The sequence below is a fragment of the Shewanella sp. 10N.7 genome (assembly GCF_020806285.1).
In the GTDB taxonomy this organism is placed as follows: Bacteria; Pseudomonadota; Gammaproteobacteria; order Enterobacterales; family Shewanellaceae; genus Shewanella; species Shewanella electrodiphila.
Window position 1 is genome coordinate 26,624 of the sequence record NZ_JAJGZS010000018.1, and the last position, 14,282, is coordinate 40,905.

Below are 14,282 nucleotides of genomic sequence, written 5' to 3' on the forward strand. Positions count from 1 at the left end.
AATTAACTCGCTTTATTGTGGTCGCGACACAGGTCGACAATCATATTGAGTCGACGCTCAGAGTCTTTTACAAACGGATTGTTTGTATCCCAAGCATAGCCTGCCAAGATAGAGCAAATCATTTGTTTTATGGTTGGGTTTGGGTCGTCATAAAAAATGACATCCTGAAAACGACCATCGTACCAAGCTTGAACATAGGTGCGGAAGGTATTCACACCTTGCATTAATGGCTTGGCGTATTCTTGTTGCCAATCGACTTCATTGCCATCAAGTTGTTTGATTAAGGTCTCAACAGCCATTGATGCTGACTGCATGGCAATCGTCACACCTGATGAAAATACCGGGTCTAAAAATTCTCCAGCATTACCTAATAGTGCAAACTGCGAAGTCGCTAAGGTTGATACATTGGCCGAATAACCTTTTAAACTGGCGCAAGGCTGCAATACTTTGGCATTGCTCAGTAGAGCTTTTAAGCCGGGTTCTTCGTTGAGTAGTTGCCATAACTGTTCTTCAAGATCGCCTTGGCAATGCTCAATTAAATGAGGCTCAGCAACAACACCGACTGAACAACGTCCATCACTAAATGGGATAAGCCAATACCAGATATCTTTTTGACTAGGGTGAACACTGATGAGAATCTTCTCGCGATCAAAACTAGCATCAGTGATGTTATCTTCGATATGGGTGAAAATGGCACTGCGAGCAGGTAAATTAGACGGTTTTTCTAAGTGTAATAACCTTGGTAATACTCGACCAAAGCCACTGGCATCCAGCACATATTTGGCCGTGACGTGATAAACCCTATCGTGCTCATCTGTCACTGTTAAAATTGACGTAGATGAAGCATTTTGACCTAAATCGATATCATTAACCTGATGCCCATAACGAATTTCAACGCCTTGTGAAACTGCGGTATCAGCGAGCAGTTTATCAAATTGTCCTCGTTGAACTTGGAATGTCGTTCCCGGGCCTTGAGTAAATTTTTCGGTAAAATCAAAAGTGGTGTAAGTGCCATTATGACGAAATGCCGCGCCGTTTTTGAATTGGAATCCTGCCTGTTCAACCGCCTCAAGCATGCCTGCCTGTTCAATAAACTGCATGCAATAAGGCAATAAACTTTCGCCAATTGAAAAGCGTGGGAAATGCTGCTTTTCAAGTACAAGCACTTGTTTGCCTTGTTGATGAAGTAAACTTGCAGCAATGGCTCCTGAAGGCCCTGCGCCGATGATGACGACATCGATATTTATGTCTCGCGGTGTCTCTTTTGGTGCATCCATACTGGAACCTACAGGGTTATTTACCATTATGTACTACTTCTCTGGTTATTATACTTATCAAGGGGGCGAGTAAAAAAGTGAATCCAATGCCAAACAATAAAGTGAGGCCAAAATAATGTATCGCATTGGTTTGACTAAAGGTCAATAAGCCAAAAGCCAATAAGGTTGAACAGGCGGACATCAAGACTGCCATCATCACGCCACTTGCCTTAGCTGGAGAACTTGATTTTACCGAGGCAAAAAACAAACTGTAATCAATGCCGATCCCTAACACGAGGATCAATGCTAATGCGTGAAATAAGCTCAGTGGTGAGCCGACGACGCTAAGGCTAGCTAATGTAAGCAGTATCGAACTCGCGGGTACAGATACAATACCGATGGCCAGTTTTATGCCAAATTTAACACTAAAAATGAATATTGCGACGACGCAGACTAAGACCAGCAATTGTAAGGTCAGCTGCTTAAATTGTGCCATTAGATTAGATATTTCGCCGACTTTATCGATAACGTTAACCGATAAACCACTTTGCTCTGCGCGAATGGTGAGCGCGGATAAATCATTAATCCCGCCTAATAAAATAATGCTGCCAAACTGATGTGATTCACTGTTCGAACTGGCTTGAGAATCCGTTTTTAAATTGGCTCTTATATTAGCTGCTATAGGAGTCGTTGTACTCATTTCTGCGTTAGGGCTTAACCACAAACTGGCCAAATCATTGCTGGCAATATTGAGCACAGAATCTGGAGAAATAAACTGGTTTTCGCTCAAGGAAAGCTGGTTCAGCAACTCTGCTTTAAGCGATTCATCTAAACCAAGAGCGTCAATAATCTCATCTAAATGATGGAGGTATAACTGCTGATAAGCGAGATAGTTTTGCTTTTGTTTCTCCACACTCGGTAAGTAACGATTTAAGCTAACAAAACTACTGATTTCGTTGGCAACAACCGCATCAGATAGCAAGGTTGACGCTTTGTCGAGTTCGTTGAGTAAGGCTTGTTCATCATTTGCCGTGACCAAGATAAATTGATTATCCGTTCCGCCACTTAGCACTTGTCTGAGTTTATTCTCTTCAGTGGTAATCCGTTCAGGGCTTTGTTGTAAGTTACGAATATCATCGTTACTTTTGAGTGTGGATACCCCGCCAATAATGAAGAGAGCAATAACACATGCCACCGCAGATATTTTCAAATTTGTATGTGCGCTGTGAGTCGTAACGTTAGTGAGCCATTGCAAATACCGCTCAGCCCAAACCAGCAAGAACGATGAGGTGGGGAGTCGAGAGTTAGCTAATAATGGATAGGCAAAGACTAACGTTAAGTATGCGCCCAATAGACCTGCCGCGCAGAATATTGCCACCTGTTGCATACCGGGAAACGGTGTCATTCCGATCGCAATAAAGGCGATGGCGCTGGTTAATAAAGCCAGTGTCATTGCAGGTAAAATTCTATTGATGACTGCTGTGGCGTTAGGTTTATTTAACAATAGCTTTTCACAGTAAAAGTGAAAACTATAGTCAATGGCAACGCCAATCAAACTGGTGCCAAACACCAGCGTCAGCAAGTGTAATTCACCAAATATAGACAGGGTGGCAACCACTGCAAACAAGAAACCACTAGATAAGGTCAGCACGGCAAGCGCTAATGGCATCACACTTCTAAACCCTAGCCAAACTAATATCATCACGCCGAGTAACGACAAAGAGCCAATGGTCGATACTTCAAACTTAGCGGAATCGGTTGCCGCTTGCGCATGAAATAAGGTTCCCGCTTTCAAGACTTCAATATCGGTATTATCACCGCGGTATGAATTGGGAGCGTGTTGTGAATTAACAGATTTGAGCGAGCTGAAAGCATCATTCAATACGGTCATTTGTTGCTGCTGACCATCAGGGTTAAAGGCACTTTTAACGCCTTTTGCCATAACGATAGCCACAAATTTTTGCTCAGATTTACTCAATAAAATATGCTGTTCACTCGTGAGCTTTTGTGTCGGAGCGAGCGCAATGAGGTTGTCAGGAAAAAGCAGTAAAGGGTCCTGAGTCAGCAATGCACTGCTGGCATAGCCAAAGCTACTGTATAGTTGCTGCTGAGCTGCGAGTAATAATTGCTGCCAGTCTGCAGAGTGTTCAGTATCAGCAAGCAACCCGTATTGCTCATCGGTCAGTAAAAAAAAGCGCTTATCAAAGTAATATTGACTTAATGTCTGCATCTGCTGACTTTCGCCACTGCGGATATCGGTAAATACATCGGGTGACTGTTGTAACTGCTCGATTAAGTGAGTTGCAGCATTGATAGCTTGCTGCTTGTTGTCCGCTAATAGACCAATATAGACTTGATCTGCTAAGCGCTGCTCAACCTTATCAAGTGCTTTTTGGGTTAATGGGGTTTCAGTAAGCTTTGGCAACATAGCCAAAATGTTACTCTGAATTTTAGCGCCTGATTGCCATAGCAAAACGCCATAAGCGCTCACTAGCGCAATCAATAAGCACCAGATGATAAAGCGTGGAACAGCTTGTTTGGGTGAGTTAAACCAACTAGCCAGTTTGGACATTACTTGGCTTCACTAACGACATCTTCAGTCGCTGTGACTGGCAAGAGTGTCAGCTTTTTCACATCCTCTTCAGTCAGTTCTTGGACGACATTTGAAAAATGAATAAGGGTTTTATCCGTCGTGGCACTGGCTTGTTTTTGGGGAAGGCTTGATAGCATAGTAAGGCGATTAATTTGCTGCTTACCATTAACATTGCCACCTTCTAACACCATTGCGCCAATGGCTTGTTGAATTAATGGATCTTTTGCCACTAAGCCCAGTTGCCAGTCAGTGTTTTCCGAGTTGTTATCTGATGTTTCATTAGCCGCTTCAAGCATAAACAAAGCAAAGTCTTGAGCTATTACATCAAGATCACCCGTTAACAATGCTTGCATCAATTGCGGCAACTGCTCAGCCATTGCAGCGCTGGTGTGATTGGCTTTGCTTTGAGTGATATTGCCTAAGCTATCTTGTTGAATCAGGGTATTTTGTTTCAGTAATAAGGTGCTATTAAAAGGAGAGGTTTGTTGCCAAAGTAAGCCGATATTTTGACTGAAAATAAACTGACCAGCGCTTTTAAGTGGGCGTTTAAGTACCGCAAGAGAACGTGTTTGCTGAAACTCACCTTTAGCTTGTTCACCTAGCTGAAGGTTCTGCGCTAAGGTGTTGAGTTGTGCTGCGGTCGCTGGGGTCGTAAATAGCGTAGCTAACTGCAGGTTGGATAACTCAGTTTCAGACTCAGACTCAGTCTCATCTTGACTTGTAATGGCTGCAGTTGGTTGAGCTATCGCAGTACCAGTAAGCAGCGTTATAGCAATGATTGCGGTAAGTAAGGCTCTCATTAACTGACACTCTTATTAATAAGGGTTTCATTTGTAGTGGCATTTTGCGCTACTTCTTGGCTATGACTGGCAAGTTCAGCAGTTAATTCATTTTTTACATCACCCTCAGCCAACAACGGTAAAATTTTCTGCCTAAATACAGCTGGGGTGACAAAGCACAATTCTTCGGTTTCGATTTCTACCGCTGCTTGGATGGTATAGCCTTTTGTTATTCGCTGGCCGGTTTCAGCATCGCGAATTTGATAGTTGATCCTCAGGCGATTTTCCCACTCAACAATGGCAGCATTCACAATTAAGTGCTGATCGAAGGTACTGCTTTTTACATATTTAAGCTGAGTATCCACAATGGGCCAAGCGTAACCTGAGTGCATCATTTGACGGTAGTTATAACCGAGTTCATCGAGCAATTTACAGCGAGCGACTTCAAAATAGCGTAAATAGTTACCATGCCAAGTGATGCCCATTGAGTCCACATCATGAAAGGGCACCACCATAGCGAGTTCGGTGCTGAAAATGGCTTTCATATCAGCAAACCTCCCACTGACCTAATTGAATTTTCTCGACCGTTTGACGTAAAACCGCTTCCAGTGGGCGATCTTCAGTGAGTAACTCAAAGTCTTCGCTGACCTGTGCAACAGTTTTAGCTAACGATGGTGTTAATGAATCTTGTGCTAATTCATTTTGGGCGATACGTAAGTGTATCCCCTGTGTCATCGCTAATAATGCGGCAGCAGCCACTTGTTCAGTAAGTTGTAATACACGCATACAGTCACGTGCAGCAATAGTGCCCATGCTGACTTTATCTTGGTTATGGCACTCTGTGGAGCGAGAAAACACACTGGCTGGCATAGTGTTCTTTAATGCTTCAGCAGTCCAAGCAGACACGCCAATTTGCACCGCTTTAAAGCCGTGGTTAATCGCTTGTCTTGCCCCAACGGCTGCCGATAAGTTAGCGGGTAAGCCGTTATTAAATTTGGTGTCCATCACCAATGCCATTTGACGATCGATTAAATCGGCAAGATTAGCGACGGTGTTTTTCATTGAATCCATCACAAATGCGATATGACCACCATAGAAGTGACCACCATGAAGAATATGCTCACCTTCGCCATCGACAATTGGGTTGTCATTGGCGCTGTTTAATTCGGTTTCAATGAATTGACGCATAAATGGCAATGCATCTTGTAGTACACCAATGATATGCGGTGCACAGCGAATCGAATAACGATCTTGTAATCGGTCTGAGTTTCTTGGGTGGGTGTGATGGTTTAAATCTTCACGGATCCAAGCTGCAATTTGGTTTTGCCCCGGGTGCGGTTTAGCATCAAATAAGATGTCATCAAAGTGATTTGAATTACCTTTAAGTGTCAGCGATGCCATAGCAGTTATGCGACTGGATAAGCGTGCTAAATACTGAGCGCGATCGTAAGCTAAACAGGCTAAAGCGGTCATCACTGCGGTGCCATTCATTAATGCTAACCCTTCTTTAGGACGCAGCGTTAATGGCACAATATTTAGCTCGGCGTATACCTCTTTTGTAGCGCGGCGCTTGCCTTGATAAACCACATCTCGCTCGCCAATCAATACCGCTGCTAAGTATGACAGCGGGGTTAAGTCACCGCTTGCGCCTACCGATCCTTCTTCAGGAATAACAGGGGTAATATCGAGGTTAAGTAATAATTCAATGCGTTGAAGTAACTCATAAGTCACTCCTGATTTGCCCACAGCGAGTGAGTTTAATCGACAAGCCATAATGGCTCTAGATTGCATCGGCGAGAAAATATCACCTAATCCGCAGCCATGAAAACGGGACAAATGTAGCGGTAACTCATGGACTAAATCCAAACCAACAGTGACAGTACATGAGTCGCCATAACCTGTTGTTACGCCATAAACCACACCTTCTTCGTTTAATAAGCTATCGATAAAACGAGCACCTTTTTGAATGTATTCTTGGTATTCAGGTGTCTCATTTAACTTTACAGGCGCACCTTTAGCGACACTGACGACTTGCTCAAGGCTAATAGATCGTTGACCGAAGTTTACCGTTGCCAAATTTGGGGTTGCTGAAAATGAAGTCGATTGGCTCATGGTATTACTGTTCCTGCTTATTGTTAGGTGAAGAGTGCTGTGACGAAGCCGATTGTACTGAACTGCTCTGTGCTGAACTGCTCTGTGTTGAACTGCTATGCGATGAATCAGATTCAGCAGTTGTTGGTGCTTGTTCTGCCTTTACTCTTTGTGAGTCTTCGTCGCGACGCCAAAAATCATAAAAATTAAACCACTGCAACGGTTGGCTGGTAGCAAAATGTTCAAGACGGCGGCTATATTCACAAGCCGCGTCATCTAAACGCTCAGTACGTCCGGCTCGTGGGCCTTTTAAACTATCTGACAAGTGTTCTACATGAACTCGGTATCGACCTTGCTCTTGTAAACAAAACATGGTGTAAACAGGACAATCAAGCAGGCCTGCAAGGATAAATGGACCTTGAGGAAATGCCGCTTTTTGATCAATAAAGTCGTGATAAAACACTCGACCGGCAGTATCTGATGAGGTGCGATCTGCGGCTATCACGACCAATTCGCCTGCTGCAATTTTATCTTGCAATAACATGGCTGTACTTGGGCCAAGTTCGTTAACCTGAATAAGGTTTAATCCACTATTCGGGTTAAGCTGCTTCAGGACATTATTAAAGTTTTCAGCATGGCTAGTGAGCACCATGACATTCACTTTAACTTGCTGCTGGTGGATAGAAATCGCTCGGCAGAGTTCAAGATTACCTAAGTGAGACACTAACAATACCGCGCCTTGGCCTGACTCAACTTGGTCAGCTAAGATATGCCTATCAGGAAAGTCGACTTGGGCGAGTTTAATCCGATCGCACCAAGCATCAATTCTGTCTAATGCAGCATTACCAAAGGCAAAAAAGTGTTTCAGGCTGTCTCGCCAAGTGACAGGATCTGATAACTGTTCATGTTGTGGGTGCTTGAGTTTAACTCGACGTAAAAAGTCCATTGAAGCATTTCTAGCTGTCACACCCGTCAAGAAGAAGTAACAAATCACTGGGTACATGATCGCTCTACACAGCCAATGTCCGCCTAAACGGTAACTGTCGGCGATGAGCTTTATACCCCAGTAGCTGCCACGTTCTCCCATGGAAGACCAATGTTTATTAGCGTTTTTTTTTGAAAGTATTTTCGGTAAGCGCTTTAACATGCCGAAAAACAACCCAGTGTGCATGGCTGAAATACGGATGTTGTCTTTAACTCCCTGAAAGTGGCTGATGCCATCTTCTGGGTAAATCACTTTGGTTGGAATGTGCGTTACTGGTACACCTTGCCAGTGCAGTTTCACCATGATTTCAATATCAAAATCCATTCGCTCACCTAATGCTTGCTCGCGAAAGAGTTGCTCAGTTGCCGCTAAAGGGTAAACCCTAAAGCCACACATAGAATCTTGAATATCAAAACTTAAGGTTTCAACCCATACCCAAAAATGAGTGATGTAGCGACCATATAAACGGCCTTTAGGCACAGATTCATCATACTGAGGTTTACCAGAAATCAGTGCAAGAGGCTCCGCTTCACTGGCGGCAATCATAGTAGGAATATCATCTAAGCAATGCTGACCATCGGCGTCGATTTGCAATGCATGAGTAAAGCCATCGGCAAAGGCTGCACGCAGTCCAGTCGTCACAGCAGCGCCTTTGCCACGATTAAATGGGTGAGTTAACAGCGTCACCCAGTCATATTTATCCGCTAACGATTGTAATAAATAACGAGTCTCGTCATTACTACCGTCGTTAATCAGATAGCAAGGTAAGCCAAATGGTGCTAACGCCACTAAGGTCTCTGCGATGGCCTGTTGATGATTATAATTGGGAATGATCAGTGCCAATTTCATGATTGGCGCTCCTTGCTGCTAGTGCTTGAACCAGCATTTTCTGTCAGTGCAATACGGCCAGAAGCATAGCGTTTTTCACCATCACGGTAGCTGAAAGTGAGTTTTGATTTTGCGGCGTTATGGCTGATAAATAATTCCACTTGGCTGTCGGGCAGCATCAGTTGCTGGAATTTAAGCACTTCAAGGCTGGCAACATCGGGCTGATAACCAAATGCCTGACAACCTAATTGAATAGCCCAGTCGAGTTGGGTTACGCCAGGTAAAACTGCTTGCTCTTCAAAATGGCCTTTAAAGTAATCCAGTTCTGCGGCAACAAAAATTTGCCAACTGATGCCATCATCAGTGGTTTGCTGACTGATTATTTGGGGTAAAGCTGATTTAATCATCATTAAATACTGTCAATAAATCCGTTTGTATACGCTTACCTTGTGCATTGACAGGTAAGGCTTCTGGGTAGCGCCAACGACGAGGTAAAGTCACTCGTTCGAACTCGCTAAGTAAATGTTTTTTAAGGTGGTTGTTAACACTCAATTTACCGGATTCATCCAGTTGTGCTAGACCTTGTTCTGTTAAGGTGATGGCTGCACCTAGCATCATCCTTGGCTCTGTTAATTGAACCACCGCAGCTTCTTTGACAAACGGGTGAGTGCATAGCAAGCCTTCCATCTGCGCCAAGGATAAGCGTTTTTCTTCTACTTTCACGATACGATCGAGACGGTGAAGCAAGGTAAAACGCCCGTCGGCTGCAAGCTCAATTTTGTCATCACATTTTAGCCACTCAGAATCAGAGGCTAAATATGGCGATTTGATCATTAAGGCGCCATCTTCTGGATTGCTGGCAATATCAATTTGACTGAATGGTAGCCAGGTTCTGTTTGGCGACATTTGACGACGATAAGCAACGCCGCCAGTTTCAGTGCTACCAAAGACTTCAATTGGAAATTGGCCATAACAGGTATGAATATGCTGCGACGCTTCATAGCTTAACGGACCGCCAGAGCTGAAGATAAGGCTTGGTGCAAGCTGTTGTTGCTCAAACTCAAGGGCTTCAGGTAATCGTGACAATTGCGCAGGACTGCTGACTAAACACAGGTTTGGCATTAATGCGATGTAATAACTCAGGGTTTCTGGGTATTCAATTAAGTCACTTAAAAAGGGACGGCTGGCAGCTAATGGCCACAAGATTTTAAACAGTAAACCGTAAATATGTTGGTGAGAAACCGTTGATACCACACTACATTGGGGTAATCTTGACGCAAAAGTACTTTCCAGTACGCTGACTTCGGCATCCAGTTGTTCAATGGATTTTTGAATCGCTTTAGGTTCACCACTACTGCCTGAGGTGAATAGGACTAAATCACCGATTTGAGGTGATTGTGGCCAAGGTTTATTGGCTAAGCCCATTTCTTTTTTTAATAGAATAAAGTGTTTAACTTCAGACAATGGCTGATCTGCAATGATGCCATCGAAAGCATGATTTAATTCGTTTAATGTGCCGCCCTGGGTATTTGACGGCAATATGACTTGTTTACCTGCTAATAGCGCTGCGCAAATGCCAGCAGCAAATAAATCACTGGTTTCAGCGGCCAATAACCAACGCTTAATTGGGCTTGCATTGAGTTGCTCGAATAGATGGGCAACATGAGCTGTAAACAGTGAGCCTGTTACGATGTCATGATGATTGAAACTAATCAATTGTTGCGTTTTAGGGCCAGTATTAAGCCAATTTATCAGCAAGTTATTCATGTTTTTTCAACCAAAAGTTGCGATATATCCATTCTCCACCGAGCAGTAAACCCATGAAGATATAGGCAATTAATCCATTATAAAGTGTCCACAATTCCAATGTGGCAAACTCTGCAGTATAAAATGCAGCTAATCCATTAATGATAAATAATCCGCACCAAAGGCGAGTAACATTATTTAAATATGGAATGGCTGAATCTGGTAAATCAGGCTCTTTTAACTTGGCCAAGCGTTCGATCATGCTTGGGCCTTTTATTAACGAGCTAGTAAACAGTCCCAGCATAGTCATGTTAATGACTACAGGGTAATACAGTAGCCAGTCATTACGTTTGGCAATAAAACTGGCAGCAGTTAAGCCAATACCAACCAGTATGGGCAACACCATGGTTTTTAACTGCTGTTTATTTAGCGCTAAGCGTGCGATTAATATGGCGCAAAGTAATAGCGCAATGGTGCCTGGTGGAAGGTACTGCAAGCCAAAGTAAACCGCTAACGGGTAACAGATAATGACGATGGCTGTGACGATTTGCAGTAGTAGCACCATTAATCTTTCATTAAGCCTTCAATGGCATTGACCACATCTTCAACTGTGCGCACAGTTTTAAATTGCTCTGGTTGAATCTTCTTGCCAGTCATTTGCTGTAGCTTAATCACTAAATCAACAGCATCAATGCTATCTAAATCTAAAGACTCATAAAGTGAAGCATCTAGGCTGATATCTTCAGCTTCGATTTCAAACTCATCGACTAATATTTGCGTCAGCATCTCTAGGATTTGATCACGATTTTTCATGATAACTCCTAAGAACGTTGAGATTCGATAAAGCTAGCTAAACTCGCCACACTGAAAAAGTGTGCTTTAGTGGCATCAGAGTTTGCTTCGATTTTGATGTCGAATTGCTTTTTAATCGCTAAGCCTAATTCAAGCGCATCAATTGAGTCTAACCCCAGTCCCTCACCAAAAAGTGGTGCGTCGGTGTCAATATCATCAATACTGACATCTTCTAAGTCGAGGCAGTCGATGATCAGTTGTTTAATTTCGTTATGTAGATTCATATTAATATTCTAATTTGTTTGATTGTAATTATTTCTTAGTCGTTGCAGATAAGGGCGGTAGTGCGGTTATCTGCTGCGAATAAAGCTGCTCTAACTCTCTGGTCAGTACGCGAGCCATTTTTGCATCACTAGTTTGGTTTATATCATACCTTAGCTGGTCAAAAGCTGCGCCAATTTCTACAGACATATTTACTGTTTGTCTTGGCGGTTCGTACCAAGGTTGTTGCTTAGTGAGTCCTGCTACGTCGACATGTAGCAAAACAGGAAGGATATCTGTGCGGGTGCGTATTGCAATGTTTGCTGCGCCGCGAGCAAATGGGTTGATTTGGGTGCCAACCACAGTGCGGGTTCCTTCAGGAAAAATGATGAGGTTGGTGCTATCGTTCAGCACTTGTTGGCAATCTTTCAGTAGTAACTCTGCGCCGCGATTTGGAATATAACCAGCTGATGATAAGACACCACGCATAAATGGGTTGCGCCAAAGCGATTGTTTAACAATGCACCCTGCATTGGGGATAAGGCTTATTAGCACCACGACATCGATTAATGTTGGGTGATTAGCAATAACAATCACGCCTTTGGCATCTGCTAATGCTTGGGTATTTGGGGCGCTGACTTTAATTAACCCTGTGAAGGTTAGCATCCACACAAAACCTTTAAACATATAGTGCACCGCTTTTTGAACTCTAGCGATACGCTGCTGTTTTGAGCCAGGCCAAAAACGCAGTACAGGCAAAATGGTTAATGAACTTAATAACCCTCCTATGCCAAAGACCACATAACACATCACGCCACCAATCCAGCGAGGGATATAGGCCATTCCTGTTAAATATGGGAATGGCTTTGGATGCTTAAAGTGACCTTGATGAGTTAGGCTCATTGACTACAACCGCCCAACAGAGTCAGAAATGGCTGTTAACTGCCAGTGCCACTGACTTATATGGCCTGATAGTGATTTCTGGCAAGCGATGCCATTGATGAACTCTGCAAAGCTTAATGTTTTCTGGCCGTTTACGTTATCTGCCATAGCTTGTTCGTTTGAAGAGCTTAATGTCAGCTGGGCAATAGCGGGTTGTTGGCCATTATTTGCTGGTGCTAAATACAAACCCATGGCTAATGGTAGTTCATTCTCTTGGGTATACTGATTATAAACCGCAGGCACCGGATCATCGCCAAACACTAATAATACAGGAGCTGGGTTTTCAGTTAACTGAGCATAAGTTTCGATCACGGCTTGAGATAAGGTTTCTTCACCTGCAGCAATTGACGTTGAAGGCGCAGTATTGCCAGTTACGATGCCATATATCCCACTGGCGGTATTATGTACTGACTGACTAAAGGCGAGGGGAGATAAGGCTTCTTTAGCAACAATATCTTCTAGTAAGCCAAGGGTGCGCGTGAGTTCACCATGACGTGAGGAAAATACACTACGGCAATCTTGGGCTGGCTGACAATCATGGGCAGCAGAGAGCATCATTTTAGTTAAACGACTAAAACGGCGACGCTGCATCGCAGGAACATGGGCTAATGCAGGAGAATCTTTTTTGTCTAATGACGGTGCGGTGCTTTTATCCCAATGAGTCCAGCTTTCTTTATCTTGAAAGTCCACAGACCATGCACCCCACGACAGGATATCAAATACTAATTGCACTATTTTGCCTCTGATATGACCCCGTTATCCCTAACTGGGTGACATTTTCCGTGCTTTTGATTTATTAATGCGTTGCTCTAAAACAACTATCAGGCTGAACCGTAATAATTGTACCGTAATAATTGCGACTTAATGAAGCTTTTTGCAATGAGCAGAAATAAAAATAGCGACACGAATGTCACTATTTTTATCAAGCTCACATAGCTATGCAAAAATTCCAAATAAATATGGAACCAGCATTCACGATATAGCGTTACGCTATTCGTTATTTGCTCAGTTGCTGCTGCAGTTTTCTGACGGCAGTTTTGATTTTACGGGTGTTTTCAGGGCCCATTCTGACCATCAGCTTTTGCACATTAGGTAAGGCTTCAAGCTTAGTGTCAACAAATTGATAATTCACGCTGATAGATGACAGCTCAATAGGGTCTTCAATAATCGGCGCTGCTAAAATCATCTGGAAAGCTTCAAGCATGCGTTCATCAAAGCTCATGTCGCTGTAGCCTAGCTCTTCAAAAGCTTCATTGAACAAAGGCGATAACTCTTCAAAGGTACTAACAAGCTGCTCGTCATTCATACCTGCAATCATGTCTGCATATAAATCGTAACGGTGGTAGCTGTCTGGATTTAAGTAAGTTTTGTTAGTGATTTCACTGACGCTAAAGTTGTCTTTAGGGCCCTTTAATGGGCTAGCTTTGTGAATGACTTCGCCTTGTGCCATGTTATCGACAAAGACCACAAATTGGCGTGCGATATCCTTTTTAAGGATCATCGATTCGATTTTCATGCCATCAGCCATAGCAATGGTTTTTTGTTCCACAAAATCATCGCTTTCAGTCAGTGCAGGTAAAGGCTCAACGACCACTTCAGGTTCTGCAGGAATAACTTCAGGCTCAATGATTTCAGGTTCAACAATCACTTCTTCAATTGGCTCTTGCTCGATTGGCTGCTCTGGCACAGGTTCTGGTAATTGAACAGGGATAGGCTCAATGATTTCAGGTTCCTTTTCTGAAGTGAAATAGAAATACCCCGCCCCCGCTAATAATACGGCTACCGTGATCCCAATGACGCCTGCATTGCTACCACTTGATTTATCTGATTGTGGTGTCGCTCTGTCTTCTTGATTGACTTGCATTTCTATTCCTTAGCTTTAAACGTCGAAAGTGGAACTGAACACGGGATAAAGTCTATCTAACTTAAAATCAGACTATTTAGCCTTAAGCTCAAATCTCATTCTGCAATATTCCTAAGACTTGTCTAGTGATAACAGCTTAGGTTAA

General features: G+C 43.2%; 13 protein-coding genes and 1 pseudogene. All 14 read right to left on the minus strand.

The annotated features are described in order from the left end of the window. Positions 1-2: 2 nt before the first annotated feature. The 14 genes and pseudogenes from LMH66_RS12505 to LMH66_RS12570 all read right to left on the minus strand — a co-directional run bounded on the left by LMH66_RS12505 (position 3) and on the right by LMH66_RS12570 (position 14,137). Complete coding sequence (locus LMH66_RS12505) at positions 3-1,277, minus strand: NAD(P)/FAD-dependent oxidoreductase (RefSeq protein WP_229370499.1); 1,275 nt, start codon at positions 1,275-1,277, stop codon at positions 3-5. Positions 1,278-1,293: 16 nt separating this feature from the next. Continuing rightward, on the minus strand, positions 1,294-3,828 hold the full coding sequence (locus tag LMH66_RS12510) for an MMPL family transporter (protein WP_229370443.1): 2,535 nt from the start codon (positions 3,826-3,828) through the stop codon (positions 1,294-1,296). After that, positions 3,828-4,649: an outer membrane lipoprotein carrier protein LolA gene (locus tag LMH66_RS12515; RefSeq protein WP_229370445.1), complete on the minus strand. Its 822-nt coding sequence runs from the start codon at positions 4,647-4,649 to the stop codon at positions 3,828-3,830. The genes LMH66_RS12510 and LMH66_RS12515 overlap by 1 nt, the downstream gene beginning before the upstream one ends. A gap of 98 nt (positions 4,650-4,747) precedes the next feature. After that, positions 4,748-5,173 (minus strand): annotated as a pseudogene (locus LMH66_RS12520) (acyl-CoA thioesterase); the annotation flags it as partial. Position 5,174: 1 nt separating this feature from the next. Next, complete coding sequence (locus LMH66_RS12525; RefSeq protein WP_229370447.1) at positions 5,175-6,740, minus strand: HAL/PAL/TAL family ammonia-lyase; 1,566 nt, start codon at positions 6,738-6,740, stop codon at positions 5,175-5,177. 4 nt (positions 6,741-6,744) lie between these two features. Further along, a complete protein-coding gene (locus LMH66_RS12530) occupies positions 6,745-8,553 on the minus strand; it encodes a glycosyltransferase family 2 protein (RefSeq protein ID WP_229370448.1) in 1,809 nt (602 codons plus the stop codon). After that, positions 8,550-8,939, minus strand: a complete 390-nt coding sequence (locus LMH66_RS12535; RefSeq protein WP_102526868.1) for a thioester dehydrase — start codon at positions 8,937-8,939, stop codon at positions 8,550-8,552. Before LMH66_RS12535 ends, LMH66_RS12530 begins: the two co-directional genes overlap by 4 nt. Further along, positions 8,932-10,299 (minus strand): AMP-binding protein, encoded by a 1,368-nt coding sequence (locus LMH66_RS12540; protein WP_229370449.1) that lies wholly within the window; start codon positions 10,297-10,299, stop codon positions 8,932-8,934. Before LMH66_RS12540 ends, LMH66_RS12535 begins: the two co-directional genes overlap by 8 nt. Beyond that, positions 10,292-10,843 (minus strand): hypothetical protein, encoded by a 552-nt coding sequence (locus LMH66_RS12545; protein WP_102526797.1) that lies wholly within the window; start codon positions 10,841-10,843, stop codon positions 10,292-10,294. Before LMH66_RS12545 ends, LMH66_RS12540 begins: the two co-directional genes overlap by 8 nt. Then, positions 10,843-11,091 carry an acyl carrier protein gene (locus LMH66_RS12550; protein ID WP_102526798.1) on the minus strand — a complete coding sequence of 83 codons (249 nt, stop codon included), beginning with the start codon at positions 11,089-11,091 and terminating at the stop codon, positions 10,843-10,845. The genes LMH66_RS12545 and LMH66_RS12550 overlap by 1 nt, the downstream gene beginning before the upstream one ends. An 8-nt stretch (positions 11,092-11,099) precedes the next feature. Further along, the gene (locus LMH66_RS12555; protein WP_102526799.1) at positions 11,100-11,354 is read right to left on the minus strand and encodes a phosphopantetheine-binding protein; all 255 of its coding nucleotides are present in this window, start codon (positions 11,352-11,354) and stop codon (positions 11,100-11,102) included. 28 nt (positions 11,355-11,382) lie between these two features. Next, a complete protein-coding gene (locus LMH66_RS12560) occupies positions 11,383-12,234 on the minus strand; it encodes a lysophospholipid acyltransferase family protein (RefSeq protein ID WP_229370451.1) in 852 nt (283 codons plus the stop codon). Between the two features lie 3 nt (positions 12,235-12,237). Continuing rightward, positions 12,238-13,005, minus strand: a complete 768-nt coding sequence (locus tag LMH66_RS12565) for a beta-ketoacyl synthase chain length factor (protein WP_229370453.1) — start codon at positions 13,003-13,005, stop codon at positions 12,238-12,240. A 265-nt stretch (positions 13,006-13,270) separates the two neighbouring features. Beyond that, positions 13,271-14,137, minus strand: a complete 867-nt coding sequence (locus tag LMH66_RS12570) for a DUF3014 domain-containing protein (RefSeq protein ID WP_102526802.1) — start codon at positions 14,135-14,137, stop codon at positions 13,271-13,273. Positions 14,138-14,282 lie beyond the last annotated feature (145 nt).

Coding starts and splice junctions, on each gene's coding strand:
- LMH66_RS12505 (WP_229370499.1), bottom strand. CDS start 1,277: ATGGATGCACCAAAAGAGACACCGCGAGACATAAATATCGATGTCGTC.
- LMH66_RS12510 (WP_229370443.1), bottom strand. CDS start 3,828: ATGTCCAAACTGGCTAGTTGGTTTAACTCACCCAAACAAGCTGTTCCA.
- LMH66_RS12515 (WP_229370445.1), bottom strand. CDS start 4,649: ATGAGAGCCTTACTTACCGCAATCATTGCTATAACGCTGCTTACTGGT.
- LMH66_RS12525 (WP_229370447.1), bottom strand. CDS start 6,740: ATGAGCCAATCGACTTCATTTTCAGCAACCCCAAATTTGGCAACGGTA.
- LMH66_RS12530 (WP_229370448.1), bottom strand. CDS start 8,553: ATGAAATTGGCACTGATCATTCCCAATTATAATCATCAACAGGCCATC.
- LMH66_RS12535 (WP_102526868.1), bottom strand. CDS start 8,939: ATGATTAAATCAGCTTTACCCCAAATAATCAGTCAGCAAACCACTGAT.
- LMH66_RS12540 (WP_229370449.1), bottom strand. CDS start 10,299: ATGAATAACTTGCTGATAAATTGGCTTAATACTGGCCCTAAAACGCAA.
- LMH66_RS12545 (WP_102526797.1), bottom strand. CDS start 10,843: ATGGTGCTACTACTGCAAATCGTCACAGCCATCGTCATTATCTGTTAC.
- LMH66_RS12550 (WP_102526798.1), bottom strand. CDS start 11,091: ATGAAAAATCGTGATCAAATCCTAGAGATGCTGACGCAAATATTAGTC.
- LMH66_RS12555 (WP_102526799.1), bottom strand. CDS start 11,354: ATGAATCTACATAACGAAATTAAACAACTGATCATCGACTGCCTCGAC.
- LMH66_RS12560 (WP_229370451.1), bottom strand. CDS start 12,234: ATGAGCCTAACTCATCAAGGTCACTTTAAGCATCCAAAGCCATTCCCA.
- LMH66_RS12570 (WP_102526802.1), bottom strand. CDS start 14,137: ATGCAAGTCAATCAAGAAGACAGAGCGACACCACAATCAGATAAATCA.